Source organism: Novosphingobium sp. GV079 (assembly GCF_003058045.1).
Taxonomy (GTDB): Bacteria; Pseudomonadota; Alphaproteobacteria; order Sphingomonadales; family Sphingomonadaceae; genus Novosphingobium; species Novosphingobium capsulatum.
Genome location: NZ_QBUE01000005.1, coordinates 93,216 through 117,015, shown reverse-complemented (window position 1 = coordinate 117,015; position 23,800 = coordinate 93,216). Strand labels below are relative to the sequence as shown.

Below are 23,800 nucleotides of genomic sequence, written 5' to 3'. Positions count from 1 at the left end.
CAGCGCTTCGGCAATCATGCCGAAAGCCATGCCCCTTGGGCCGTAACGGTAAACCCCCGTCTGCGTGCCAGCGCCTGAAGACCCCATGCCAAGCGGCGCCGCCTGCGCAATTCGATGGCGCCGGGTCTATCCACGCGCGAAAGGGAGTCAACCTTCGCCGGCAAAGTTCCCGATGAACTGTTGTGCGTCTGCGATGGTCAGTTCAAGCAGCCACAAATCGGGATCAGCCGCAGTTCTGCGCGCTATATAGTCGTTAAAATCTTTTTTACTTTCGGGGTCTTGCGCCTTTGTGGCGGTCCATGGCCGGCTACCATCGGCGCGCGGCATGCGCTCCCACAATTGCGCCAGCAGCCCATGCTCGGGGTGATTTTCCAATGTCACCAAGGCGATAGTGCCGGCGTCGGGATCACCCTTGTGCAGCACCATGGCAAAGCCGCCAGCGGCCTGCGCGGCCCTGATCCAGCCTTTGGCCTCGATCCCTGCGGGCAGGCGCGCTGTCATGGCTTGGGGTGCGCGCGGTTCAGGCCGCGTCGCGATCAATCACGTTGACCAGCACGGCATAGAGCGCGTCGGCATCGGGCGCGCTGGTCAGTCGCTGGTGCATACGATCATCGCGCATCAGGCGGCTGATCGCAGCCAGTGCCTGAAGATGCACGGCGCCCGCCTGTTCGGGCGACAAGAGACCGAACACGCAATCGACCGGCATGCCATCGGCCGAGGCGAAATCGACCGGTTCTTCCAGCCGCAGGAACACCGCCACCGGGCGCGACAGGCCATCGAGCCGGGCATGGGGAATGGCCACGCCACGGCCGAAACCGGTGCTGCCCAGGCTCTCACGCTCTTCGATGCGTTCCTGCACCTGCGCCCGGTCGAGCCGATAGACGCTGGCAAAGCACGCGGCGAGCATATCCAGGATCTGCGCCTTGGATTCAGCGCGAACGACGCGGACAGCCTGAGGATCAATGGAAAAAAGTGCGGTCATGAAACGAAAAACGCCACAGCCTGTGTAAAGGCACGGTCAAGTTGGCGGCGCCATGCGCTCTATTCGTTCCCCATGCAAGCGCCGAATCGTATCACGGGTGAATTGGCCAATGCCGTCATGGCGCTGCCCGCAAACCCGAAATGGGCCTGCGGGCAGGGCTTAGAGATCAGGCGCCGGCCGGTTCAACCCAGCCGATCGAGCCATCACCACGGCGATAGACCATGTTGTGCACGCCGGTGCCGGCATTCTTGAACAGCAGCGCGTTGGTGTTGCGCAGATCGAGCATGATCACCGCGTCAGACACCGTCGCGGTGGGTACGTCGACCCGGGTTTCGGCAATCACCAGCGGCGCATCGGCGGCTTCGGCCTCGTCCTGATCGTGCGCAGGTTCTTCCACCATGAACACGGTGTAGGCCGCGTCTTCACTGCGGCGGGCAAAATCCGCGCCCTCGGAATGGGCCTTGATCCGGCGCTTGTAGCGGCGCAGCTGCTTGTCGATCTTTTCGGCCGACTGGTCCAGCGCCTGGTGCGCATCCTGGGCCACGCCGCTGCCCTTGAGAATCAACCCTTGCGTCACATGGGTGATGATGTCGCAGCGGAAACCTCCGTGCGGCGCCTTGCCCAGGGTGACCTGCGAGGAAAGCGCGCGGGAGAAGTACTTGTCGACAATGCCGGAAAGCCGATCGGCCGCGTGGGCCTCAAAGGCGGCACCGGCCTCGACCTGGTGTCCCGAAACGCGAATGTCCATGGGTCTTCTCTCCTTCTTGGGCCCGCTTTGACCGCGAGGCCACTTGCGGCCCGCACAGTGGGCCGCAAGCGAGACCTAGCGCGACCAGAGCGGGTTGCTGATGCCCGCCATGAACTCCGCATGGCGGGCCAATTCCGCTTCGCTGGCCGCATGCGGCCGGGGCTCGCGGAAGATCCGGGTGGTTTTGGCAACGGACACCTCGGCCACGGCCGCAACCGCGGCCACAGCGCCGGTACCTGCAGAAGAGACGCTGACCTCTGCCGCAAGTTCCAGGCCGATCTGCCGGCCACCCATCAATTCGACGTAAAGTTGTGCCAGAAGCTCGGCATCGAGCAGCGCGCCGTGCTTGGTGCGATGGCTGCGATCGATGCCATAGCGGGTGCACAGCGCATCGAGGCTGAGCTTGGCGCCGGGATGCTTGCGCCGCGCAATTGCCACGGTATCGACCATGCGATCGCGGCTTACCGGCTCCATCCCGATGGCGGAAAGTTCGGCGTTGATGAAGCCAAAGTCGAACCCGGCATTGTGCGCCACCAGCGGCGCATCACCAATGAACTCCAGGAAATCGGCGGCACACTGGGCAAAGCGCGGCTTGTCAGCCAGGAACGCCGCAGACAGGCCATGGACCGCCTCGGCCTCGGCCGGCATGTCGCGTTCGGGGTTGAAATAGGCGTGATAGGTGGCGCCGGTGGGCACCCGATTGACCATTTCCACACAGCCGAGTTCAACCAGCCGGTCACCGCCTTGCGGATCGAGTCCCGTCGTTTCGGTGTCGAAGACGATCTCACGCATGCCCAATATGTGAACCTGCCGGCCGGGGCTGGCAAGGGGCGCGGCGATCAAGCCGACGGGTTTTTTTCCCCAAGCTGGCCGATCAGATCGTTAACCATGGCCCGGGTCTCGTCGAGCGGAAGGCCAGTGTCGATGATATGATCGGCCCTTGCCCGCTTTTCCGCGTCGGGCACCTGAAGTGCCAGGATTTGCGCGAATTTTTCCGCAGTCATGCCCGGCCGGGCGAGAACCCGCGCCCGCTGCACCGCCGCCGGGGCAGAAACCACCGCCACGGCATCGAGCCCGGCGCCATGGCCCTTTTCAAACAACAGCGGGATGTCGAACACCACCAGCGGCTGGCCGGCATGCTCGATCAGGAACGACTCGCGCGCCGCGGCAACCGCAGGATGGACGATTCGCTCCAGCCGGGCGAGCGCGGCGGGATCGCCAAACACCAGCGCGCCCAGCTTGCCCCGGTCAACACCGCTGGGGCCGGTGGTGCCGGGAAATGCCGCCTCGATCGCGGGTAGCAGTTCTCCGCCTGGCCCCTGCAAGCGGTGCACCTGCGCATCGGCATCGAACACTGGCACGCCTGCCTCGCGCATCATCTGCGCCACGGCAGACTTGCCCATTCCGATCGAGCCGGTCAGTCCGAGCACGAAGGGCCGGCTCATGCCGGAACAGGCGTCAGCAGGCGGCGGCGCAGTTCCGCATCGGCATCCCCGCGCGGCGGCACCGCGCCAAAGAAGCGGCGGAACGCATGGTCGGCCTGGCCGATCAGCATGGCCAGGCCATCGACCGTGGCATGGCCAGCGCCCCTGGCCCGCGCCAGCAGGTCGGTTTCGAGCGGGCTGGTGATGATGTCATAGAACACCGCGCCGGGCGGGGTGTGGGACAGGTCATAGGCCAAGGCCGGCTGCCCCGTCATGCCCAGCAGCGAGGCATTGACCACCAGATCGAACAGGCCCTGGCGATCATCGAACGCGAAATCGGTGGGATCGGCAAAATGCGCGATATCGACCGCGTGATGATCGCTGCCGCGCGCCAGTTCATCGAGCAGCGCCCGTGCCTTGGCCGGATCGCGCCCGGCCAGCACGATCAGGAACCCGGCATCAGACAGCGCCGCCACGATCGCCCGCGCCGCGCCACCGGTGCCCATGACCCGCGCCATGCGCAGCAGGTGGGCATCGGCCAGCCACGGCGCCAGCGGCTCCATGAACCCGGGAGCATCGGTGTTGTAGCCCACCAGCAGGCCCTGTTCGGGCACGATGGTGTTCACCGCGCCGATGCGGGCGGCCAACGGATCGAGCCGGTCGAGCAGCGGGATCACCGCCTGCTTGTGCGGCATGGTCACGTTGCAGCCGCGCCAGGCGGGATCGGCACGACGACTGGCAAGGTAATCGGCGAGGCCATCGCTGCGCACCTGGGCGCGGCGGTAATCGCCGGCCATGCCCAGCTGTTCCAGCCAATAGCTGTGGATCACCGGACTTTTGGACTGGGCAATCGGATCACCGATCACCTCGGCATAGGGGAGTGGCGCCTGGCTCATTCCGGCAGTTCCCCGGCGGTGCGCAACGCGGCGAGCAGCGCCAGCAGCGGCATGCCCAGCACGGTGAAGTGGCTGCCCTCGATGCTCTCGAACAGCTGCACGCCCAGCGCCTCGATCCGGAACACGCCGACGCAGCCCGAAACCGCCGGCCATTCCTTGTGGAGATAGCTGTCGATAAAGCTGTCGGAAAGCCGGCGAACCTTGAGCCTGGCCGTTTCGCAATGGCGCCAGGTCACCTGGCCATCGCGCATCAGCACGGCGGCGCTGTGCAACTGCATGGTCTGTCCGGAAAAGAACCGCAGGTGTTCGGCCGCCTGCTCGCGGCTTTGCGGCTTGTCGAACGAACGGCCGCACACCTCCACCAGCGAATCCCCGCCCAGCACCAGCCGGCCCGGCATGGCGGCAGACACCGGCATCGCCTTGGCCTCGGCAAGGATCTGCGCCACCTGGCAGCCCGGCACGCCGATCAGCTCGCGCTTGATCTCGCCTTCGTCCACATCGGAACTGCGCGCTTCAAACGGCACGCCAGCGGCATCGAGCATGGCCTTGCGCGAGGCGCTTTGCGAAGCAAGTACGATCATAGAGCCTTCATTCCCGGATTGGCGTCCCCGGCGACCTTGCGCTCGTTGTAGAGCGTGATCACCGCTGCGGCCGTCTCCTCGATGGATCGGCGCGAAACGTCAATCACCGGCCAGCCATTGTCGGCAAACATCCGCCGCGCATATTGCACCTCGCGCGCCACGTGCTCGCTGTCGACATAGGCGGTCTCGGGTGCCTGGTTGAGCGAGAGCAGGCGGTTGCGGCGCACCGCGATCAGGCGTTCGGGGCTGGTCGTCAGCCCCACGATCAGCGGCCGCCGCACGGTATAGAGCGTGGGCGGTGGCGGGCTTTCCACCACGATCGGGATATTCGCCACCTTATAGCCACGGTTGGCAAGATAGATTGAGGTGGGCGTCTTGGAACTGCGCGAGACACCGGCCAGCAGGATATCGGCCTCTTCCCAGTTTTCCCAGCCGACGCCATCGTCATGGGCAATGGTGAACTGGATGGCATCGACGCGCTGGAAATAGGCCTCGTCCATCATGTGCTGGCGGCCCGGCCGGCCCCGCGCTTCCTGGCCCAATTGCTGTTCCAGCGCATTGGTCACGGCATCGAGCGCGGCCACGCAGGGCAGGCCCAGCGTGGCGCAGCGCTGCTCCAGCCGATCGCGCGTTTCGGTGTTGACCAGCGTAAACAGCACCAGGCCAGGGTTAGCGGAAATTTCACCCAGGATGCGGTCAAGATGCTGCTGCGAACGGACCATCGGCCAGAAATGCCGCACAACATCGGCATCCTCGAACTGGGCAAGGGCCGCTTTGGCAATCATTTCAAGGGTTTCGCCTGTTGAATCTGACAGCAGGTGAAGGTGCAGACGCGGCATGGGAACCCTTTGTGAACAAGCCGGCGCACCGCGTTGCAGGGCCGCCGGGGTAACCCTGTGGAAAGCGCTAGGATAAACCACGGGATGAAACTGGCGACAAGTTTCGCCCCCGATTTCACCCCCGAAGCGAGTCATCCACTGGCCGTTTCATCCCCATGGGGACAGCCTTACCCACAGCCTGTGGGTAACGGGCACAAGTTTGTCTTGCATCGGGAGTCATCGGGATTCGCACCACGCGAATTTTGTGGAGCATCCGGGACAAATCGGGCAGAGCTTGGCTATCCCCGGTTTCCACAGGGCCAACTACCTTCATCATCCCATTTAATAAGATTCTATTTTTTTGATTGGATTGGAAAAACAAGAACGATGCCCGGTCCCATTCTCGAAACGCTCAGCGGCCAGAACCTTTCCCGCCGACCGATCTGGCTGATGCGCCAGGCGGGGCGCTACCTGCCGGAATATCGCGCCTTGCGGGCCGAAAAGGGCGGGTTCCTGGAACTGGTCTATGATACCGAGGCTGCCGCCGAGATCACGCTGCAGCCGATCCGCCGCTTCGGGTTTGACGGGGCGATCCTGTTTTCCGACATCCTGATCGTGCCCTATGCCATGGGCCAGGATCTGACCTTCACTGCCGGCGAAGGACCGCGCCTCGCCCCTCGGCTTGTGGATACCGCGCTCAGTGCCCTCCAGGCCGTGCCAGAGCGTCTTGCGCCGATCTACGCTACCGTGGGCAGGGTCAAGGCAGCCTTGGGCCCACAGACCACCCTGCTGGGCTTTGCTGGCAGTCCCTGGACCGTGGCGACCTACATGGTGGCGGGCGAGGGCAGCCGTGATCATCACGAGACGCGCAGCTATGCCTATCGCGATCCGCAGGCGTTCCAGGCGATCATCGATGCCATCGTCGAGGTGACGATCGAATACCTCGCCGGCCAGGTCGAGGCCGGCGCCGAAGGCTTGCAGCTGTTCGACAGCTGGGCCGGCAGCCTGGCACCCGCCGAATTCGAACGCTGGGTGATCGCGCCCAATGCCCGTATCGCCGCGGCGATCCAGGCGCGCTATCCCCACGTTCCGGTGATCGGTTTTCCAAAGGGCGCGGGCGAAAAGCTGGCCGCCTATGCCCGCGAAACCGGGGTCAACGCGGTGGGCGTGGATGAAACCATCGATCCGCTGTGGGCCGCGCGCGAATTGCCGGCGGGCATGCCGGTGCAGGGCAATCTCGATCCGCTGCTGCTACTGGCCGGCGGGGCCGAGCTGGACCGCCAGGCCCGGCGCGTGCTCGATGCCTTTGCCGATCGGCCGCATGTGTTCAACCTGGGCCACGGCATCGGCCAGTTCACCCCGATCGCCCATGTCGAACAGCTGCTGGCGACGGTCAAGGGTTGGCAGCGCCCGTGAAGCGGGGGGCGCTGGTCCTGGCCTTGGCGGTGGCCGCGCTGGGTGGCGCAGCCACGGCACAGGCCGCGCCCGATCGCTTGCCACCTTTGGCCACCACCACGCTGGATGGCGCGCCGTTTGCGATCAATCCGGCCGCGCATGACGTGGTGGTGGTGCATTTCTGGGCCACCTGGTGCGCGCCGTGCCGGCATGACATGCCGATCCTCGATGCCGCGTGGCAGCGATATCACGCCCAAGGCGGCAGCGGCCAAGGCCTGCGCATGGTCGGCATCGCGCTCGATACCGCCGCCAGCCGCAGCCGCATCCTGGCGGCGGGCATGGGCGTGCATTTTCCCCTGATCCGCGCCACCGATACCCATGTGCGGCCGCGCGACTTGCCCACTGCCTTGCCCGAAACCCGCATCTATGGGCGCGATGGCACGATCGTGGCGCGTTTTGGGCCGCTCGATGCCGCGCGGTTCGACCAGGCGCTGGCCAAGGCGCTGGCCGGCTAGCGCGGCCAGCTGAGGCGCCTGCTGCATCGTTCCCTCTTGCGCTGGGCCGGGGGCAGGGTACCCATGCGGCCCATGAACAAGCTCACCCACACGCTTTCGCTTGCCGCACTGGCCCTTGGCGCGGCCCCTCTCGCCCTGGCAGCGGCGCCCGCTCCGGCCGTGGCATCCGCATCGGCCGCCGCCGCACCGGCGATGACCGCGCAGGATCTCGTCACGCTGCCGCGCCTGGGCAGCTTTGCTGTGTCGCCCGACGGGCGCCTGGCGGCCTACACCGTCACCACCACCGATCCGCACAGCTACAACCGCAGCACCGCGCTGTGGCTGCTGCCGCTGGGTGGCAAGGGCGCCACGCCGGTCAAGCTGGCCTGGCAGGGCAGCATCAGCGATCCCGCCTTTGCCCCCGATGGGCGGCTGTGGTTCCTGTCTGACAAGGATAGCAAGACCGCGCAGGTCTGGTCGGTCCTGCCTGGTGCCGATGGCAGTGCCGGTGGGCCGATCAGGGTTACCGATCTGGCTGCCGAGGTGGCCGGGTTCAAGCTTTCGCCCGATGGCACGCGGCTGGCAGTGTGGGGCGATGTCGCCCGCGCCTGTCCCACGTTTGGCGGTTGCGCCGATCTGCCCCATGGCGATGGCAACACCGGCCTGCCCGGGCCGGGCAGCGGGCGCCTCTATCGCGATGGCGCCGGCTTCGTGCGCCATTGGGATACCTGGGAAACGCCGGGCATCCACAGCCGCATCTTTGCCTTCGCGCTCAAGGGCGGGCAGGTCGATCCGGCATCCGGCCACGCGCTCGATGGCGATCCGGCCAAGGGCGGCCTGGTCGGCGACGCGCCGAGCAAGCCGTTCGGTGATGGCGGCGAACTGACCTGGAGCGCGGATTCCAGCGCGGTGATCTATGCCGCGCGCCAGGCCGATCGCGACGAGCCGCGCTCGACCAATCTCGATCTGTGGTGGGCACCTGTCGATGGCAGCGCGCCGCGCAACCTGACGGCCAGCAACCGTGGCACCGATACCACCCCGGCGGTATCGCCCGATGGCCACTGGCTGGCCTGGGCGGCAATGGCGCGCCCGGGGTACGAGGCCGATCGTCTGGTGATCCAGTTGATGGACCTCAAGACCGGGCAGAGCCGTGCGTTGACCCAAGGCTGGGATCGCTCCGCCGGCTCGCTGGCCTTCACGCCTGACAGCAAGGCCCTGATCGTCACGGCGCAGGACCTGCTCGATACGCCGGCCTTCCGCGTCGATCTCGCCACGGGCAAACCCACGCGCCTGGCCTTCCAGAAGGGCCGCGAAGGCCACGTTTCGCAGATTGCGATGCTCAAGGGCGGGGCGTTCCTGCTCAAGCGCGATGCCATCGATGCCACGCCCGAACTCTATCTGGGCAAGCCCGGCCAGCAGGCCACGCGGCTGACCGATCTGGGCACCACCGCGCTGGCCGGCATGGCCCCGGTGGCGGTGGAGCGCTTTGCGTTCGCCGGGGCCAATGGCGATACGGTGTGGGGCCAGATCCTCAAGCCGGCAGGTGCCGTGGGCAAGCTGCCGACTGTGCTGCTGGTTCATGGCGGGCCGCAGGGCTCGTTCAGCGATGGCTGGTCCACCCGCTGGAACCCGCGCCTGTGGGCAGCGCAGGGCTATGCCGCGATCACCATCGATTTCCACGGATCGACCGGTTACGGCCAGGCCTTTACCGACAGCATCAACCAGGATTGGGGTGGCAAGCCGCTGCAGGACCTCAAGCTCGGCATGGTGGCGGCCGCGGCCAAGGATGGCGCGGTCGATCCCGGCAATGCCTGTGCGGCCGGTGGCAGCTATGGCGGCTACATGATGAACTGGATCGAGGGGCAGTGGCCCGATGGCTTCAAGTGCATCATCCAGCACGATGGCGTGTTTGATGCGCGCGCCATGGCCTATGAAACCGACGAGCTGTGGTTCGACGAATGGGAACACGGTGGGCACCCTTACTACGAGGCGCCCGAAGCCTTTGAAAAGTGGAACCCGGTCAACCACGTGGCGCAGTGGAAGACGCCGATGCTGGTGATCACCAGCGAGAACGACTTCCGCATTCCCTATACCCAGGGCTTGGCCAGCTTTGCCGCGCTGCAACGGCGGGGCATCCCGTCCGAACTGCTGGTCTTCCCCGATGAAAACCATTGGGTGCTCAAGGCCAAGAACTCGCTGCAGTGGCACCAGACCATCTTTGGCTGGATGGCCCGCTGGCTCAAGCCGGCGCAGTGACCCCGGTGTCCCGGTGGCGCCCCATGGCCGCCACCGGAAACCCGTTCAGAACCGCGCGGTAAGCCCTGCAGCCAGGTTGACGCGGGGTGCCAGCTGCCAGCCCACCACGCGCTGGTATAGCGGCAGCTGGACATGGGCAAAGGCAGAAACCCGCGCCGCCAGGGGCATGCTCAGCCCCGGCGCAAGATAGACCTGCTCGCCTCCGCTGTTTTCGACGTCGGCATTGAGGCCGCTGTCCTGCACGTTGATCCGCGCATTGATCTGCAACTGCGGCACCACGCGGCCCAGGCCCATCCACTGCACCGCCAGCGAGGCTTCACCGATCGTACCGGGGCGATAGTCCTGCCGCGCATTGAGCGCGATCTGCGCCTGGGCCTGCACCATCAGCGCCCAGTCCCGGCCCAACCGGCGATAGTGATAGGCGCCGATCACCGCCTGAGTGGTGCCGGTGCCCGGCTGCAACCCGCGATCCACTTCCTCGCCCTGTGCCGGGCCGCTGCGGAACGTCTGGTGAAAGCCGCCGGTGGGCAGGATGAGCCCGAACTGCAGCCCGGTCACGCCGCTGGGTGTCGACAGGCCCTGCCAGCGCGCCGTCACCCGGATATCGCCCAGGCCATGGGTGCGGGAGCGGCTTTCTCCGTCGGTATCTTCGGCGATCGTCGCATGGGGGCGGATGATCAGCGGCACGGCCACGTTGATGCCCCAGTCGCTGGCAAACTGCCGGTCATAGCTGGCGGTGACATAGACATTGTCGGTCCAGCGTTCGATCTCGCGATCGTTGGGGATGGTCAACTGGCTGGTATCGACCTTGCTGGTGCCGGTGCGCAGCTGGCTTTGCGGCACATAGTCCACCCGCAGCGTGGCGGCCTGGCCAGGCTGGGTGACCAGGCCCTGGTTGAGCCAGTCAGAGGTGAACGTGCAGCCGCAGCTGGCACAGGCCAGCGCTGGGGTGGACGACAGCGCAAGGGCAAGGGGCGCAGCCGCAAGGGCGCGCGAAAACAGGCGTGGCATGGATCGGATATCCCGACAGGCGGCTCCGCCACTGTTGCAGCGCGGGCCGGAAAAACAAAAATGCTCGGTGTGCTTGGCTTAGCCGAAGGCGCTTTGCGGTGGCGCACGTGCCGGCGGCCGCGTGCGGGCAATCGCCGCCAGCATCAGGGCCGCCACCAGTGCCGGCGCGATGGGTGCCATCAGCGAGGGCGCCAGGGGCAGGGCGGGGGCCTCTCCACCCCCCATCATGGCATTGGCCAGCACGCCGAAGGCGCAGGGACCGGGATTGGCCGTGCCGTCGGTCTTGCCGGGATGGCTGGTGGGCAGAATGATCGTGCGCCGGTTCGCTTTGCTCACGTCAGCGCCAAGTGGGCCGCTGCCATCACACAGCGCCACGACGATGCCGCGCGCGCCGTTGGGCACCGGCATCATCCCCGGCGGGATCAGCACGCGCAGGCCGAGCACCAGCGCCAGGATCATCAGACCCAGGCGCGGATGGCGCATCAGCAATCGGCGGCCTGCCTGCAACACGTGGCGTCCCCCTCATTGGCTCGCCTGCTTGCGCCCCTCCTACCCGAGCGGGCAAGGTTCTTGCAATCATCGCCGCAAAGGCCGAGATGCGGTGGAGCCGTTCGGCGTGCCGCACGTTGCCCGTCGAAAGGCCCGTTCCCGTCCCCCTCGCGCAACGCTAGAAGACCCTCATGCTCCAGGTGCTCTCGATGCTCTATCTCTGGCTCAAGGCTGGCCACGTCATCTTCGTGATCTTCTGGATGGCCGGGCTGTTCATGCTGCCCCGCCTGTTCGTCTATCACCAGGAAACGCCGGTCAATTCTCCCGAAAACGCGGTGTGGACCGATCGCGAGCGCAAGCTGATGAAGATCATCATGGCGCCCAGCGTGGCGGTGGTGTGGATTCTCGGGCTTGCTATGGCGATCACCGGCGGCTGGTTCACCCAGGGTTGGCTCCATGCCAAGCTGCTGCTGGTGGTGGCGCTGACTGGCTATCACATCTGGCTCGCCCGTTATCACCGCGCCCTGGCGCGGGGCGAACGTCGGCTTACCGGCAAGCAGCTGCGCCTGCTCAATGAAGTGCCCGGCGTGCTCGGCGCGATCATCGTCATCCTGGTGATCATCAAGCCGTTCTGAGCGACGGCGTACATGGCGGCGGCCAGGCCCAGCGCTGGCCGCAAGCCCCGCACCCTTCACCAATCCTCAATTGACGCCGGGCTTTTCCCGGCATAACGCACATCTCGACCGGCACATACCCGGGCGCGCACTGGCGCGCTCACGGCCTGCTTTCTCCAAGCCCATCGGCCCGCCGGCCATTTTTCCAGCCTATTTCCGCTGACGGAACACACGCAATGCATCTGAAAGAACTCAAAAAGAAAACCCCCGCCGAGCTGGTCGAAATGGCCGAAGAGCTGGGCGTGGAAGGCGCCAGCACGATGCGCCGCCAGGATCTGATGTTCGCCATCCTCAAGGAAGTGGCCGAAGACGGCGAGGAAATCCTCGGCATCGGCACGATCGAGGTTCTGCCCGACGGCTTCGGCTTCCTGCGCAGCCCGGAAGCCAACTATCTCGCTGGCCCGGACGACATCTATGTCTCGCCCAACCAGGTCCGCAAATGGGGCCTGCGCACGGGTGATACCGTGGAAGGCGAAATCCGCGCGCCCAAGGATGGCGAGCGCTATTTCGCCATCACCCGCCTGATGAAGGTGAACTTCGACGAGCCGGAGGCCGTGCGCCACCGCGTCAACTTCGACAACCTCACGCCGCTTTATCCCAACGAGCGCCTCAAGCTCGATACGCTCGATCCCACGGTCAAGGACAAGTCCGCCCGCGTGATCGACCTGGTCAGCCCACAGGGCAAGGGCCAGCGCGCGCTGATCGTGGCGCCGCCGCGCACCGGCAAGACCGTGCTGCTGCAGAACATGGCCAAGGCGATCACCGACAACCACCCGGAAGTGTTCCTGCTCGTCCTGCTGGTCGACGAACGCCCCGAAGAAGTGACCGACATGCAGCGCTCGGTGAAGGGCGAGGTCATCTCCTCGACCTTCGACGAACCGGCCACGCGCCACGTGCAGGTTGCCGAAATGGTCATCGAAAAGGCCAAGCGTCTGGTCGAACACAAGCGCGACGTGGTGATCCTGCTCGACTCGATCACGCGTCTTGGTCGTGCCTACAACACCGTCGTTCCTTCGTCGGGCAAGGTGCTGACCGGCGGTGTTGATGCCAACGCCCTGCAGCGCCCCAAGCGCTTCTTCGGCGCCGCGCGCAACATCGAGGAAGGCGGCTCGCTTTCGATCATCGCCACCGCGCTGATCGACACCGGCAGCCGCATGGACGAAGTGATCTTTGAAGAGTTCAAGGGCACCGGCAACTCGGAAATCGTGCTCGACCGCAAGGTCGCCGACAAGCGCATCTTCCCCGCGCTCGACGTGGGCAAGAGCGGCACGCGCAAGGAAGAACTCCTGGTGCCGCGCGACCAGCTCAGCAAGATGTGGGTGCTGCGCCGCATCCTCATGCAGATGGGCACGGTCGACGCGATGGAATTCCTGCTCGACAAGATGAAGGATTCCAAGACCAACGAAGACTTCTTCGCCACGATGAACCAGTAATCCCGCCAAGGGTTTGCTGCGCAAAAAAGGGGTGGGAGGCAGCCAGGCCTTCCACCCCTTTTTGCGTCCGCCTGGCGATGGGGTGAGGGCTTCGACAAGCTCAGCCCGAACGGCAATAGCAGCCGCCGTTCCCCAACGCTCCGTTCGCCCTGAGCCTGTCGAAGGGCGCTGGCACAAACGCCCCGATCATTCTCAACCGTCTTCCAGCGCCTCGGCCATCTTGCGCCACAGCAGGTCTGCCGCAGCAAACGGACGCACCATCACTTTGGCATCGACGATCCGCCCTTCCAGATCGAAGCGCAGCAGGTGCACGCCGTTCACCGCCACACCATCGAGCGTCGCCTCGAACTCCAGCGCCGCTTCCGGGCCATCGGCCAGTTCGCGCACATAGGCAAAGCGTCCCAAGGCCAGGATGCGGCAGGCGGCCGACAGGTGCAGTGCCACCGCCTCGCGGCCCACCTGCGGGGTGTGCAGCACCGGCGAGTGAAACACGGCATCGTCAGCCAGGAGTTCGGTGAGCAGGTCTTCGGGGCATCCCGCAAGCATGGCGCGGTGCCAGGCGGCCAATCCAAGCTGCATGATACGTCTCCCAGCCAAGGGCGCGCGACTGCCGGCACCCGGCATGTTCCACGTGAAACAACGCGTGGCCGGGCGCATTGATCCGGCGCAACGCGGCATGGGCAAGCCTGCAGCGGTTGATCGTTCGCGATACCGTTTCGGTCGATCATGGGCTTGGCGTGCCTGGCCGACTGTGACACCTTCCGTGCCGCAAGCCACGACAAATTCCCGGGAGCAGGCCATGAAAGTGAATGTCGAGATCGAATGCAGCCCGGAAGAGGCCCGCCGTTTTCTCGGCTTGCCAGACGTTTCCAAAGCCAATGACGTCTATGTCGATGCCGTGGCCAAGGCGATGCAGGGCGTAAGCAGCGTGGACCAACTCCAGGGCTATGCCAAGCAACTGGCGCCGATGGGCGAAATCGGCCTCAAGCTGTTCCAGCAGTTCATGGAGCAGGGCGCCGGGGCGGCCATGGCTGGCTTCAAGGCCGGCATGGGCGGCGACAAGAAGTAGGCACCGCCGAGATGTAGGCACTAAGCCCGCCGCGTGATAAGCGGTGCGGCATGAGCGACAACCCGACGATCTTCGCCCTCAGTTCCGGGGCGCCGCCGGCCGGCATTGCCGTGGTGCGGATCAGTGGCCCGGATGCTGGCACGGCCCTGTCGGCTCTGGCTGGCAGCTTGCCCCCGCCACGCCGCGCCACGTTTCGCCGGCTGGTCGATCCGGCCGATGGCGCCTTGCTCGATGCCACGATGGTGTTGTGGTTGCCCGGCCCGCACACCGCCACCGGCGAAGACAGTGCCGAGCTTCATCTCCACGGCGGGCGTGCCGTGGTTCAGGCCGTGCTTGCCGCGCTCGCTCGTTTGCCTGGCCTTCGCGCGGCCGAGGCGGGGGAGTTCACCCGCCGTGCGTTCCTCAATGGCCGCATCGATCTCAACGAGGCCGAAGGTCTCGCCGATCTGCTCAATGCCGAAACCGAATTGCAGCGGCGCAGTGCTCTGGCGATGGCCGATGGCGCGCTGTCCCGTCAGGTCGAGGATTGGCGCCAGGGTGTCTTGATGCTTTCTGCCCAGCTTGAGGCACTGCTCGACTTTTCCGATGAGGATGACGTTGGTGAAGGCGTGGCCTTGCTGCCGCCCGGCTTTGCCGATCAGGCCGCAACGCAGGCGGCGCAGGTGGCCGCGTGGCTAGACCGCCCACGTGCAGAGCCGTTGCGCGAAGGGTTTCGCGTGGTGCTGGCCGGCCCGCCCAATGCCGGAAAGTCCACGCTGTTCAACGCGCTGGTCGAGGCAGAGGCCGCCATCACTGCGGCGGAGCCCGGCACCACGCGCGATGTTCTGACGCGCAGCGTGGCAATCGATGGTGTGCCTTTCACCTTTGCCGATACCGCCGGGCTGCGTGACGAGGGTGCCGGCGAGATCGAGCGGATCGGTATTGCCCGTGCACGCGCCGAGGCTGCGCGGGCCGACCTGATCCTCTGGCTCGGCCCTGAGGGGGAAGGGCCGGCTGACGCTACCGTGCCGCTGTGGGAACTGGCTGCGCGCGCCGACGATCCGGCCGCCCCGGCCAAGGCTGCGCCCCGCCATCGTCTCTCAGTTCATGCCGGCGAAGGGCTCGATGCCTTGCGTCGCGATCTCGTCAGCCATGCCCGGGCTAGCTTGCCAGGGCCGGGTGAGGCGGCGCTCAATGCCCGCCAGCATGCACTTCTTTCGCAGGTGCACAACAACCTTGCGGCAGCGACGCTGGAGTTCGACCCGCTGCTGGCGGCCGAGCACTTGCGCCTGGCCCGCCGCGCGCTGGATGGGTTGACGGGCCGTGCTGGCACCGAAGACATGCTCGATGCGCTGTTCGGGCGCTTCTGCATCGGCAAATAGGCGAACGGGTTTTTCACGCGGCGCAAATCTCCCCTCCGCATGTTTCACGTGAAACACAAGTTTGACCCAAGGCGCGCAGAGCGATAGGGCAGAGCGCATGCATTCCTTCGACATCATTGTGGTCGGCGGCGGCCATGCCGGCGTCGAGGCGGCCTGCGTGGCGGCGCGCATGGGGGCGCGCACCGCGCTGGTCAGCTTCGATCCCGACAAGATCGGCGCGATGAGCTGCAACCCGGCGATCGGTGGCTTGGGCAAGGGACACCTCGTGCGCGAGGTTGATGCCTTTGATGGCGTCATCGCGCGGGCGGCCGATGCTGGCGCTATTCATTACCGCATGCTCAACCGCTCGAAAGGCAGTGCGGTGCAGGGACCGCGTGTCCAGGCTGATCGCAAGCGATTCAAGGCGGCGGTCCAGGCGGTGGTGAACAGCCAGCCTGGCCTTACCGTCGTGCCGGGGGAAGCAGCCGCGCTGCGCCTGGCAGGTGGCCGTGTCGTCGGCATCGAGCTGGCCGATGGATCCATTTTGGAGGGATCGGCCGTGGTGCTGTGCACCGGCACGTTCCTGGGCGCGCGCCTGTTCCGTGGCGAAGAGCGGATGGAAGGTGGCCGCATCGGCGAAGACGCCGCCCATCGTCTGGCGGCCCAGCTGCGCGATGCCGCCCTGCCGATGGCCCGGCTCAAGACCGGCACACCGCCGCGCCTGGATGGCCGCACCATCGATTGGGCCCGGCTGGAAGAGCAGCACAGCGATACCGATCCATGGACGATGTCGCCGCTCACGCGCGCGCGCCCGCTGCCGCAGATCTTTTGCGGGATCAGCCGCACCAATGCGCAGACCCACGATATAATCCGCAGCGGCCTGGATCGCTCGCCGCTGTTCACCGGCGCGATCGGCGCGCGCGGTCCGCGCTATTGCCCGTCGATCGAAGACAAGATTCACCGCTTTGCCGATCGCGACAGCCATCAGGTCTTCCTCGAACCCGAGGGGCTGGACGATCATCTGGTCTATCCCAATGGTCTGTCGACCTCGTTGCCTGCCGATGTGCAACTGGCGATGATGCGTTCGATGGAAGGCCTGGAGCAGGTGGCCATCGTCGTGCCCGGCTATGCCGTGGAGTACGATCATATCGATCCGCGAGCGCTGCGTCCCAGCCTGGAAGTGCGCGCCATGCCTGGCCTCTATTGCGCCGGGCAGATCAACGGCACCACCGGCTATGAAGAGGCCGCCGCGCAGGGACTGGTCGCGGGCATGCATGCCGCTGCCGCCGTGCTGAGCACCGCGCCCGCAGCGCTCGATCGCGGATCGAGCTATATGGCGGTGATGATCGATGACCTGACGCTGCATGGGGTGAGCGAGCCCTATCGCATGCTCACCGCGCGGGCCGAATATCGCCTGCGCCTGCGCGCCAACAATGCCACCACCCGGCTGACGCCATTGGCCATCGCGGCGGGCTGTGTCGGCGATGAGCGCCGCGCCTGGTTCGAACGCCGGCTCGACGCGCGGGCCCGGCTGGAAGAGGGACTGGCCCAGGAAACCACGCCGAGCGAGATGGCACGCGCTGGCCTGGCGGTTCGCGCCGATGGTGCGCGGCGCAGCCTGATGGAGTGGTTGCGCTTCCCCGAAGTGACGCTGGCCGGGCTGGCGCCTTGGCTTGCCGAGGCCATGCCCGACGACGCCTTGCTGGTCGAGGAAGTGGAAGAGGACGCTGCCTATGCGCCCTACCTCGCGCGGCAGGAAGCGGAGCTGCGTGACCTGCGCGCCAACGAGACCGTGCCGCTGGGCGAGGATTTTCCCTATAACCGCGTGCCCGGGCTTTCCGCCGAAATGGTCGAACGCCTGAGCGCGGCCCGGCCGGAAACCTTGGCAGCCGCCGGCCGTTTGGCGGGGATCACCCCGGCCGCGCTGGCCAGCCTGCTCGTCCATGCCCGTCGCCGCATGGTGGCAGCATGACCACCATGATCGAAAGCGAGGCGCAAGCGCAGGACTGGTTGCGCCAGACGCTCGGCACCGATGACGCCACGATGGCGCGCCTGGACCGGTTGGTTGAGCTGCTGGTGGTGGAGAACGAGCGTCAGAACCTGATCGCGCGCGGCACCATTCCCATGGTGTGGCAGCGGCATATTGTCGACAGCGCCCAGCTGCTCACTGTTCCACGTGAAACATTGCCCAACGGCGCATGGCTCGATCTGGGCACCGGGGCCGGGTTTCCTGGCCTGGTGATTGCCGCGCTGCAACCACAGCGGTCGGTTACCCTGGTCGATTCGCGCCGACTGCGAACCGAATGGTTGGCGCGCGCGGCGGCGGAGCTTGGGTTGTCGCACGTCAACGTCGTGCTTTCACGCGTCGAAGACTTGCCCGATCAGACCTATGCAGTGCTTTCCGCGCGCGCATTTGCGCCGCTCGACAAGTTGCTGAAGATTTCTTCGCGTTTTTCCACACCGGAAACGATGTGGTTGCTGCCAAAAGGGGCGAAGGCAGCGCAAGAAGTGGCTATACTGCCTGAAACCTGGCGCCACGTGTTTCACGTGGAACAATCGCTGACCGATCCCGCCGCTGGTGTGATCGCCGGTCGCTTGCTGGGTGGCCATCCCCCGAAGCCTGCCCGCCAGTCGGGCGCAGCTTCCCAACGAGGCTCCCGTCGATGATCACCATCGCCATTGCGAATCAGAAGGGCGGCGTGGGCAAGACCACCACCGCTATCAATATCGCGACTGCGCTTGCCGCTACTGGCTGGAAAGTGCTGCTGGTTGACCTTGACCCGCAAGGCAATGCCTCCACCGGGATCGGCCTCAACGCCGCCGATCGCGAGCGGTCTTCTTATGACATGCTGATCGACGGGGCAGGGGTGGCGGAATGCGCCGTTCCCACCCGCATTCCCGGCCTCGATATCATCCCCGCCACGGTGGACCTGTCCGGCGCCGAGGTGGAGCTTGTCAGCGTGGATGATCGCACCGGCCGTCTGCGTGCTGCACTGCACCGTGACACGACGCACGAAATCTGCCTGATCGATTGCCCGCCCAGCCTGGGCCTGCTGACCCTCAATGCCATGGCCGCAGCCGATAGCCTGATGGTTCCGCTGCAGTGCGAATTCTTTGCGCTGGAAGGGCTTAGCCAGCTTTTGCAGACGGTGGAGCGGGTGCAGGAGCGCTTCAATCCCGATCTGGGCATCCTGGGCATCGTGCTGACGATGTACGATCGCCGCAACCGGTTGACCGACCAGGTGGCCGACGATGTGCGGTCGTGCCTGCGCGATCTCGTGTTCGAATCGGTGATCCCGCGCAACGTGCGCCTGTCCGAGGCGCCCAGCCACGGGCTGCCGGCGCTGATCTATGACCATGCCTGCTCGGGATCGCAGGCCTACATGAAACTGGCGCGCGAGCTGATCGGGCGCCTGCCGGAACGGAGGAAGGCGGCATGAGCGGCGAAGACGGCGTCAAGGCACCGGTAAAGCGCGCCGCACTGGGCCGGGGGCTGGGCGCCTTGCTGGGCGAGACCCGGCGCGAGGAATCGCTGGTCCGTCCGGCGCCCGCCGCAACCGGTGGTACGCCTGCGGCCGCAGCCCCGGCGCGGGCCACCACCGGCGTCGCGCTGCTGTCGGTGGCCGAGATCGAGCCGCACCCGGATCAGCCGCGCCGCCATTTCGATGAAGAGGCGCTGGACGAACTGGCCCAGTCGATCGCCGCGCGCGGCGTGATCCAGCCGGTGATCGTCCGCCCTATGGCCGGTGGCCGCTATCAGCTGGTGGCGGGCGAACGCCGCTGGCGTGCGGCGCAGCGTGCCCGCGTGCACGAAATCCCCGCGATCGTCCGCCAGCTCGATGAGCGCGAGGTGACGGCGCTCGCCCTCATCGAGAACCTGCAGCGCGAAGATCTCAACCCCGTGGAAGAGGCCCGCGCCTATCAGCGCCTGTCCGACAACGACGGGCTGACCCAGCAGGAAATCGCCCGCTTTGTTGACAAGTCGCGCAGCCATGTCGCCAATCTCATGCGGCTGCTCTCGCTGCCTGAGGAAGTGCTGGACATGGTCCAGCGCGATGACCTGTCGATGGGCCATGCCCGTGCCTTGGCGGTCGTGCCCGATCCACTGCCGCTGGCGCAGGAAATCATCGCCAAGGGCCTTTCGGTGCGCGATGCCGAGCGCATGGCCAAGCGCGCGACCAAGCCGGAAAGTGGCCCGCGCCGCGCCCGCGCCGAACGCGATCCGTCAGACAGCGCCGATATCGCCGCCGTGCAGGCCCATGTGGAGGAATTCCTCGGCCTCAAGGTGACGATCAATGCCGATGCCGATCCACGCACCGGCAATGTCGTGATCCGCTACAAGACGCTCGACCAGCTTGACCTGATCTGCCAGCGGCTGACTGGCGGCGCGATTTAAACCGCGCCGGCCAGCACGGCCGCCAAGGCCTCGATCCCGCGCGCGTCTTCCTCGTCGAACCGCGCCACGGTCGGGCTGTCGAGGTCGATCACCGCGATCACCACGCCATCGCGCTTGATCGGCACGACCAGTTCAGAGGCGCTGGCCGCGTCGCAGGCGATATGGCCGGGGAAGGCGTGGACATCGCGCACCAGCTGCGTTTCGCCGGTAGCCGCGGCGGTGCCACACACGCCCTGGCCCAGTGGAATGCGGATGCAGGCGGGCTTGCCGGCAAACGGGCCCAGCACCAGGGTATCGCCGATCAGGCGATAGAACCCGGTCCAGTTGCAATCGGGCAGGGCCAGCGCCAGCAGCGCGGCGACATTGGCCATGTTGGCCACGCCATCGTTTTCACCATGGATTAGCCCGCGCACGGCCGCGACGAGATCGGCATAGAGGGTGGGCTTGTCAGCGCTATCGAATTGAAAATCGTACATGGCGGTGGGGCTTAGCGCATTTCCCGCAAGCTGTCATTGCAGCGAAGCCCTGGCCGCCCTAGTTTGCCCGGCATGAGCACCCTCAAGAAGTTCCTCATCGCCCTTGGCCTGCTGGTGATCGCGATTGGCGCGTTCCTGGTCTGGGCCATCCGTGGCCCGGCCGGCCAATACACCACCGACGAAACCTCGGGCCCCCATCCCAAGATGGCCGAGCCTTCGCCGCAGACCATTCCCGGCGTCGGCATTGCCAAGCCGATCGGTTGGCAGGCGGGCGAAGCGCCGGTGGCCGCGCAGGGGCTGGTCGTCACCCGATTTGCCGATGGTCTGGACCACCCGCGCACACTGGCGGTCCTGCCCAATGGCGACGTGCTGACCGCCGAAACCAATGCGCCCGCAGGTGATCATGGTGGTGGCGGCCTCACCGGGCTGGTGGCAGGCTTCCTGTTCAGCCAGGCCGGTGCGGGTGAACCCTCGCCCAACAAGATCGTGGTGCTGCGCGATAACGGCAGCGGCAAGGCGAGCCAGCGCTTTGTCATGGAAAATCCGGCGCTGGATTCGCCGTTCGGCATGGTGTGGCGCGAGGGGCGGCTCTATGTTGCCAACCACAATGGCGTGGTGTCTTGGCCGTTCCAGCCGGGGCAGACCACCCTGCCGGGCAAGCCGGAAAAGCTGATGGATCTGCCGCCGGCCGGCATGCACTGGGCGCGCAACCTGGCGCTCAGCCCCGATGGCCAGCGGCTCTACATCTCGGTCGGTTCGGGCAGCAATATCGCTGAAAACGGCATCGATGCCGAGGCGCAGCGTGCCGCGATCTTCGAATATGATTTCGACAAGCACCGCGTGCGCCAGTTTGCCGGCGGGATGCGCAATCCCAACGGGATGGATTTCAATCCCTACACCGGCGAACTCTGGGCCGTGGTGAACGAGCGCGACATGCTCGGTCCCGATCTCGTGCCCGATTACCTCACCAACGTGCCGCTCGGCGCGCAGTATGGCTGGCCCTGGGTGTACTGGAAGAAGTACATCGACTGGCGCGTAAACGAGCCGATGCCCGAGTACCTGATGGAATACGTGCGCAAGCCAGAATACGGCCTGGGCGCCCATGTCGCGCCGCTCGGCCTGGCCTTCGCGCGCGGCGGCAATACCATGGGCGATCGCTTTGCCGGGGGCGCCTTCATCGCCCGTCACGGTTCGTGGAACCGTCGCCCACTCGCTGGCTATGACGTGGTCTTCGTGCGGTTCGACAGCCACGGCAATGTGCTGCCGGCCCCGCCTGCGCCTGTGCTCACCGGCTTCCTCACCAAGGACAACAAGTCCCATGGCCGTCCCACCTGGGTGGCCTTTGCCAAGGACGGCGCTCTGCTGGTCAGCGACGATGTGGGCGGCGTGATCTGGCGCGTCACCGCGCCGGGCGCCAAGCCGGCCCCGGCGATTACCCAGATCGCCGATACCCCGCTGCCGCCCAAGCCGCCGATGGGCAAGATCCGCATCCAGGAAAACCCGGATTCGGTGCTCAACAAGCCGCAGCCGTAAGCCACGCTTCCCTCTATAGCCCCCCTCCCGCGAGCGGGAGGGGTTGGGGGAGGGCGTGTTGTTTTTTCAGAACGCGGGTTGGCAGGGCCAAACATTCCCTCCCCCAGCCCCTCCCGCTTGCGGGAGGGGAGCAAGAAAAAGGGGGCGGTGCCGCATTGGCACCGCCCCCTTTTTTCGTTCCGAAATCCGCGATCAGTGGCGGAAGTGGCGCATCCCGGTAAAGACCATGGCCAGGCCCGCTTCGTCGGCGGCCTTGATCACGTCTTCGTCGCGGATCGAGCCGCCCGGCTGGATCACCATCGTCGCACCCGCTTCCACCGCGGCCATCAGGCCATCGGCAAAGGGGAAGAACGCGTCAGAGGCCACCGCTGCGCCCACCGTGCGGGCTTCGCTCCAGCCATGGGTCTGGGCGGCTTCCTGGGCCTTGGCGGCGGCAATGCGGCTGCTGTCGCGGCGGTTCATCTGACCCGCGCCGATGCCGGCGGTCACGCCATCCTTGGCATAGACGATGGCGTTGGACTTCACGTGCTTGGCCACGGTCCAGGCGAACAGCGCGTCCTTGAGTTCCTGTTCGGTCGGCGCGCGCTGCGTCACGACCTTGAGGTCGTCAGCCGTGATCGCGCCATTGTCGCGGTCCTGCACCAGCAGGCCGCCGGCGATTGGCACGGTCACCAGGCCGGCGCGATGCGCGTCGGGCAGTTCGCTGACCAGCAGCAGGCGCAGGTTCTTCTTGCGGGCAAACGCCTCGCGCGCGGCGGCATCGGCACCGGGGGCCACGACCACTTCGGTGAAGATTTCGCAGATCGCGTTGGCGGTGGGGCCATCGAGCGGCTGGTTGACCGCCACGATGCCGCCAAAGGCCGAAACGCTGTCACACGCCAGGGCAGCCTGCCAGGCGTCGAGCAGCGTATCCGCGCTGGCGACGCCGCAGGGGTTGGCGTGCTTGACGATCACCACGGTCGGCTTGTCGGTGGCAAATTCGGCCACCAGTTCAAGCGCGGCGTTGGCATCGTTATAATTGTTGTACGACAGTTCCTTGCCCTGGATCTGCTCGGCCTGGGGCAGGCCAGGAACCGTGGCGCGGCGCGGCACATAGAGCGCGGCGGACTGGTGCGGGTTTTCGCCATAGCGCAGCGTCGTCACCAGGCTGTGCGCGCTGGCCAGTGTGGCGGGGAAATGCTGCTGCTGGTCCACGGTGGCAAACCAGGTGGCAATCGCCGAATCATAGGCGGCCGTAGTGGCATAGGCCTTGGCCGCCATCGCGCGGCGGAACGGCAGGGTGGTCTTGCCGCCGGTCTGCGCCAGTTCGGTCATGACCGTGGCATAATCGGCCGGATCGGTCAGGATCGTGACGTAATCGTGGTTCTTGGCCGCCGAACGCACCATCGAGGGGCCGCCGATGTCGATGTTCTCGATCACTTCGTCGCGGTCCGCGCCCTTGGCCACGGTCGCTTCGAACGGATAGAGGTTCACGACGACAAGGTCGATCGCGCCGATTTCGTGTTCGGCCATGCTGGCCGCATGCTCGGCATTGTCGCGCACGGCCAGAAGGCCGCCGTGCACCTTGGGGTGCAGCGTCTTGACGCGGCCATCCATCATTTCGGGAAAGCCGGTCAGTTCCGAAATGTCCTTCACCGCCAGGCCCGCCTCGCGCAGCGCCTTGGCCGTGCCGCCGGTGGAAACCAGTTCCACGCCGTGTGCGGCCAGTGCCTGGCCCAGGTCAACCAGGCCGGTCTTGTCAGACACCGAAAGCAGCGCCCGCCGGATCGTCACATCGCTCACGTT

General features: G+C 66.2%; 25 protein-coding genes. 12 read left to right on the top strand and 13 right to left on the bottom strand.

Annotated features, from left to right (window positions below; all coding sequences use genetic code 11):
* Positions 1–147 precede the first annotated feature (147 nt).
* From C8K14_RS08460 to C8K14_RS08425, 8 genes are all read right to left on the bottom strand, one after another.
* Positions 148–501 (bottom strand): DUF1491 family protein, encoded by a 354-nt coding sequence (locus C8K14_RS08460; protein WP_107716511.1) that lies wholly within the window; start codon positions 499–501, stop codon positions 148–150.
* 19 nt (positions 502–520) lie between these two features.
* Entirely contained in the window at positions 521–982 is a 462-nt protein-coding gene (locus C8K14_RS08455) for a PTS sugar transporter subunit IIA (RefSeq protein WP_022676474.1), read from the bottom strand.
* Positions 983–1,148: 166 nt separating this feature from the next.
* Positions 1,149–1,730, bottom strand: a complete 582-nt coding sequence (gene hpf, locus C8K14_RS08450; RefSeq protein ID WP_107716368.1) for a ribosome hibernation-promoting factor, HPF/YfiA family — start codon at positions 1,728–1,730, stop codon at positions 1,149–1,151.
* A gap of 75 nt (positions 1,731–1,805) precedes the next feature.
* Complete coding sequence (gene dnaQ / locus C8K14_RS08445) at positions 1,806–2,522, bottom strand: DNA polymerase III subunit epsilon (RefSeq protein WP_107716367.1); 717 nt, start codon at positions 2,520–2,522, stop codon at positions 1,806–1,808.
* A 47-nt stretch (positions 2,523–2,569) separates the two neighbouring features.
* Positions 2,570–3,175 (bottom strand): dephospho-CoA kinase, encoded by a 606-nt coding sequence (gene coaE / locus C8K14_RS08440; protein WP_107716366.1) that lies wholly within the window; start codon positions 3,173–3,175, stop codon positions 2,570–2,572.
* Complete coding sequence (locus tag C8K14_RS08435; RefSeq protein ID WP_107716365.1) at positions 3,172–4,050, bottom strand: shikimate dehydrogenase; 879 nt, start codon at positions 4,048–4,050, stop codon at positions 3,172–3,174. Before C8K14_RS08435 ends, coaE begins: the two co-directional genes overlap by 4 nt.
* Positions 4,047–4,631, bottom strand: coding sequence for a nucleoside triphosphate pyrophosphatase (locus tag C8K14_RS08430; protein WP_107716364.1), 585 nt, complete (start codon positions 4,629–4,631; stop codon positions 4,047–4,049). Before C8K14_RS08430 ends, C8K14_RS08435 begins: the two co-directional genes overlap by 4 nt.
* On the bottom strand, positions 4,628–5,470 hold the full coding sequence (locus C8K14_RS08425; RefSeq protein ID WP_022676468.1) for a pyruvate, water dikinase regulatory protein: 843 nt from the start codon (positions 5,468–5,470) through the stop codon (positions 4,628–4,630). The genes C8K14_RS08430 and C8K14_RS08425 overlap by 4 nt, the downstream gene beginning before the upstream one ends.
* A 366-nt stretch (positions 5,471–5,836) precedes the next feature.
* Between C8K14_RS08425 and hemE the strand changes: the two genes are divergently transcribed.
* The 3 genes from hemE to C8K14_RS08410 all read left to right on the top strand — a co-directional run bounded on the left by hemE (position 5,837) and on the right by C8K14_RS08410 (position 9,594).
* Positions 5,837–6,865: a uroporphyrinogen decarboxylase gene (gene hemE / locus C8K14_RS08420; RefSeq protein WP_107716363.1), complete on the top strand. Its 1,029-nt coding sequence runs from the start codon at positions 5,837–5,839 to the stop codon at positions 6,863–6,865.
* Entirely contained in the window at positions 6,862–7,359 is a 498-nt protein-coding gene (locus tag C8K14_RS08415) for a TlpA disulfide reductase family protein (protein ID WP_233250977.1), read from the top strand. Before hemE ends, C8K14_RS08415 begins: the two co-directional genes overlap by 4 nt.
* 72 nt (positions 7,360–7,431) lie before the next feature.
* Entirely contained in the window at positions 7,432–9,594 is a 2,163-nt protein-coding gene (locus C8K14_RS08410) for a S9 family peptidase (protein WP_107716361.1), read from the top strand.
* 45 nt (positions 9,595–9,639) lie between these two features.
* On the opposite strand, the gene C8K14_RS08405 is transcribed toward C8K14_RS08410, so the two are convergent.
* Complete coding sequence (locus C8K14_RS08405; protein WP_107716360.1) at positions 9,640–10,605, bottom strand: hypothetical protein; 966 nt, start codon at positions 10,603–10,605, stop codon at positions 9,640–9,642.
* Positions 10,606–10,683: 78 nt separating this feature from the next.
* Positions 10,684–11,088 (bottom strand): hypothetical protein, encoded by a 405-nt coding sequence (locus C8K14_RS08400; protein WP_107716359.1) that lies wholly within the window; start codon positions 11,086–11,088, stop codon positions 10,684–10,686.
* A 197-nt stretch (positions 11,089–11,285) separates the two neighbouring features.
* On the opposite strand from C8K14_RS08400, the gene C8K14_RS08395 reads away from it, so the two are divergent.
* Together C8K14_RS08395 and rho are read left to right on the top strand one after the other, a co-directional pair.
* Positions 11,286–11,729: a CopD family protein gene (locus C8K14_RS08395; protein WP_107716358.1), complete on the top strand. Its 444-nt coding sequence runs from the start codon at positions 11,286–11,288 to the stop codon at positions 11,727–11,729.
* A gap of 215 nt (positions 11,730–11,944) precedes the next feature.
* The gene (rho, locus tag C8K14_RS08390; RefSeq protein ID WP_022676461.1) at positions 11,945–13,201 is read left to right on the top strand and encodes a transcription termination factor Rho; all 1,257 of its coding nucleotides are present in this window, start codon (positions 11,945–11,947) and stop codon (positions 13,199–13,201) included.
* 192 nt (positions 13,202–13,393) lie between these two features.
* Here rho and C8K14_RS08385 read toward each other — a convergent pair whose 3' ends face one another.
* Complete coding sequence (locus C8K14_RS08385; RefSeq protein WP_022676460.1) at positions 13,394–13,780, bottom strand: nuclear transport factor 2 family protein; 387 nt, start codon at positions 13,778–13,780, stop codon at positions 13,394–13,396.
* 220 nt (positions 13,781–14,000) lie between these two features.
* Here C8K14_RS08385 and C8K14_RS08380 point away from each other — a divergent pair, with 220 nt between their 5' ends.
* From C8K14_RS08380 to C8K14_RS08355, 6 genes are all read left to right on the top strand, one after another.
* Complete coding sequence (locus C8K14_RS08380) at positions 14,001–14,270, top strand: DUF6489 family protein (protein ID WP_022676459.1); 270 nt, start codon at positions 14,001–14,003, stop codon at positions 14,268–14,270.
* Positions 14,271–14,320: 50 nt separating this feature from the next.
* On the top strand, positions 14,321–15,631 hold the full coding sequence (gene mnmE, locus C8K14_RS08375; protein WP_107716357.1) for a tRNA uridine-5-carboxymethylaminomethyl(34) synthesis GTPase MnmE: 1,311 nt from the start codon (positions 14,321–14,323) through the stop codon (positions 15,629–15,631).
* A gap of 97 nt (positions 15,632–15,728) precedes the next feature.
* Positions 15,729–17,582, top strand: a complete 1,854-nt coding sequence (gene mnmG / locus C8K14_RS08370; protein WP_022676457.1) for a tRNA uridine-5-carboxymethylaminomethyl(34) synthesis enzyme MnmG — start codon at positions 15,729–15,731, stop codon at positions 17,580–17,582.
* Positions 17,579–18,277 carry a 16S rRNA (guanine(527)-N(7))-methyltransferase RsmG gene (rsmG, locus tag C8K14_RS08365; protein WP_107716356.1) on the top strand — a complete coding sequence of 233 codons (699 nt, stop codon included), beginning with the start codon at positions 17,579–17,581 and terminating at the stop codon, positions 18,275–18,277. The genes mnmG and rsmG overlap by 4 nt, the downstream gene beginning before the upstream one ends.
* Positions 18,274–19,050 (top strand): ParA family protein, encoded by a 777-nt coding sequence (locus C8K14_RS08360; protein WP_022676455.1) that lies wholly within the window; start codon positions 18,274–18,276, stop codon positions 19,048–19,050. The genes rsmG and C8K14_RS08360 overlap by 4 nt, the downstream gene beginning before the upstream one ends.
* On the top strand, positions 19,047–20,006 hold the full coding sequence (locus C8K14_RS08355; protein ID WP_107716355.1) for a ParB/RepB/Spo0J family partition protein: 960 nt from the start codon (positions 19,047–19,049) through the stop codon (positions 20,004–20,006). Before C8K14_RS08360 ends, C8K14_RS08355 begins: the two co-directional genes overlap by 4 nt.
* Here the strand turns inward: C8K14_RS08355 and C8K14_RS08350 are convergent.
* Positions 20,003–20,482, bottom strand: a complete 480-nt coding sequence (locus C8K14_RS08350) for a GAF domain-containing protein (RefSeq protein WP_022676454.1) — start codon at positions 20,480–20,482, stop codon at positions 20,003–20,005. The genes C8K14_RS08355 and C8K14_RS08350 overlap by 4 nt on opposite strands.
* A gap of 72 nt (positions 20,483–20,554) precedes the next feature.
* Between C8K14_RS08350 and C8K14_RS08345 the strand changes: the two genes are divergently transcribed.
* Positions 20,555–22,015: a sorbosone dehydrogenase family protein gene (locus tag C8K14_RS08345; protein ID WP_107716354.1), complete on the top strand. Its 1,461-nt coding sequence runs from the start codon at positions 20,555–20,557 to the stop codon at positions 22,013–22,015.
* Positions 22,016–22,207: 192 nt separating this feature from the next.
* On the opposite strand, the gene purH is transcribed toward C8K14_RS08345, so the two are convergent.
* Positions 22,208–23,797: a bifunctional phosphoribosylaminoimidazolecarboxamide formyltransferase/IMP cyclohydrolase gene (gene purH, locus C8K14_RS08340; protein WP_107716353.1), complete on the bottom strand. Its 1,590-nt coding sequence runs from the start codon at positions 23,795–23,797 to the stop codon at positions 22,208–22,210.
* Positions 23,798–23,800 lie beyond the last annotated feature (3 nt).

What these genes read in the sequence shown, in the direction of transcription:
- C8K14_RS08360 (WP_022676455.1), top strand. Translation starts at nt 18,274, where the DNA reads ATGATCACCATCGCCATTGCGAATCAGAAGGGCGGCGTGGGCAAGACC.
- C8K14_RS08350 (WP_022676454.1), bottom strand. Translation starts at nt 20,482, where the DNA reads ATGTACGATTTTCAATTCGATAGCGCTGACAAGCCCACCCTCTATGCC.
- hemE (WP_107716363.1), top strand. Translation starts at nt 5,837, where the DNA reads ATGCCCGGTCCCATTCTCGAAACGCTCAGCGGCCAGAACCTTTCCCGC.
- C8K14_RS08435 (WP_107716365.1), bottom strand. Translation starts at nt 4,050, where the DNA reads ATGAGCCAGGCGCCACTCCCCTATGCCGAGGTGATCGGTGATCCGATT.
- mnmG (WP_022676457.1), top strand. Translation starts at nt 15,729, where the DNA reads ATGCATTCCTTCGACATCATTGTGGTCGGCGGCGGCCATGCCGGCGTC.
- rho (WP_022676461.1), top strand. Translation starts at nt 11,945, where the DNA reads ATGCATCTGAAAGAACTCAAAAAGAAAACCCCCGCCGAGCTGGTCGAA.
- C8K14_RS08455 (WP_022676474.1), bottom strand. Translation starts at nt 982, where the DNA reads ATGACCGCACTTTTTTCCATTGATCCTCAGGCTGTCCGCGTCGTTCGC.
- C8K14_RS08430 (WP_107716364.1), bottom strand. Translation starts at nt 4,631, where the DNA reads ATGATCGTACTTGCTTCGCAAAGCGCCTCGCGCAAGGCCATGCTCGAT.
- C8K14_RS08385 (WP_022676460.1), bottom strand. Translation starts at nt 13,780, where the DNA reads ATGCAGCTTGGATTGGCCGCCTGGCACCGCGCCATGCTTGCGGGATGC.
- C8K14_RS08355 (WP_107716355.1), top strand. Translation starts at nt 19,047, where the DNA reads ATGAGCGGCGAAGACGGCGTCAAGGCACCGGTAAAGCGCGCCGCACTG.
- mnmE (WP_107716357.1), top strand. Translation starts at nt 14,321, where the DNA reads ATGAGCGACAACCCGACGATCTTCGCCCTCAGTTCCGGGGCGCCGCCG.
- hpf (WP_107716368.1), bottom strand. Translation starts at nt 1,730, where the DNA reads ATGGACATTCGCGTTTCGGGACACCAGGTCGAGGCCGGTGCCGCCTTT.
- C8K14_RS08400 (WP_107716359.1), bottom strand. Translation starts at nt 11,088, where the DNA reads ATGCGCCATCCGCGCCTGGGTCTGATGATCCTGGCGCTGGTGCTCGGC.
- rsmG (WP_107716356.1), top strand. Translation starts at nt 17,579, where the DNA reads ATGACCACCATGATCGAAAGCGAGGCGCAAGCGCAGGACTGGTTGCGC.
- C8K14_RS08405 (WP_107716360.1), bottom strand. Translation starts at nt 10,605, where the DNA reads ATGCCACGCCTGTTTTCGCGCGCCCTTGCGGCTGCGCCCCTTGCCCTT.
- dnaQ (WP_107716367.1), bottom strand. Translation starts at nt 2,522, where the DNA reads ATGCGTGAGATCGTCTTCGACACCGAAACGACGGGACTCGATCCGCAA.
- C8K14_RS08380 (WP_022676459.1), top strand. Translation starts at nt 14,001, where the DNA reads ATGAAAGTGAATGTCGAGATCGAATGCAGCCCGGAAGAGGCCCGCCGT.
- C8K14_RS08395 (WP_107716358.1), top strand. Translation starts at nt 11,286, where the DNA reads ATGCTCCAGGTGCTCTCGATGCTCTATCTCTGGCTCAAGGCTGGCCAC.
- coaE (WP_107716366.1), bottom strand. Translation starts at nt 3,175, where the DNA reads ATGAGCCGGCCCTTCGTGCTCGGACTGACCGGCTCGATCGGAATGGGC.
- C8K14_RS08345 (WP_107716354.1), top strand. Translation starts at nt 20,555, where the DNA reads ATGAGCACCCTCAAGAAGTTCCTCATCGCCCTTGGCCTGCTGGTGATC.
- C8K14_RS08425 (WP_022676468.1), bottom strand. Translation starts at nt 5,470, where the DNA reads ATGCCGCGTCTGCACCTTCACCTGCTGTCAGATTCAACAGGCGAAACC.
- C8K14_RS08410 (WP_107716361.1), top strand. Translation starts at nt 7,432, where the DNA reads ATGAACAAGCTCACCCACACGCTTTCGCTTGCCGCACTGGCCCTTGGC.
- C8K14_RS08460 (WP_107716511.1), bottom strand. Translation starts at nt 501, where the DNA reads ATGACAGCGCGCCTGCCCGCAGGGATCGAGGCCAAAGGCTGGATCAGG.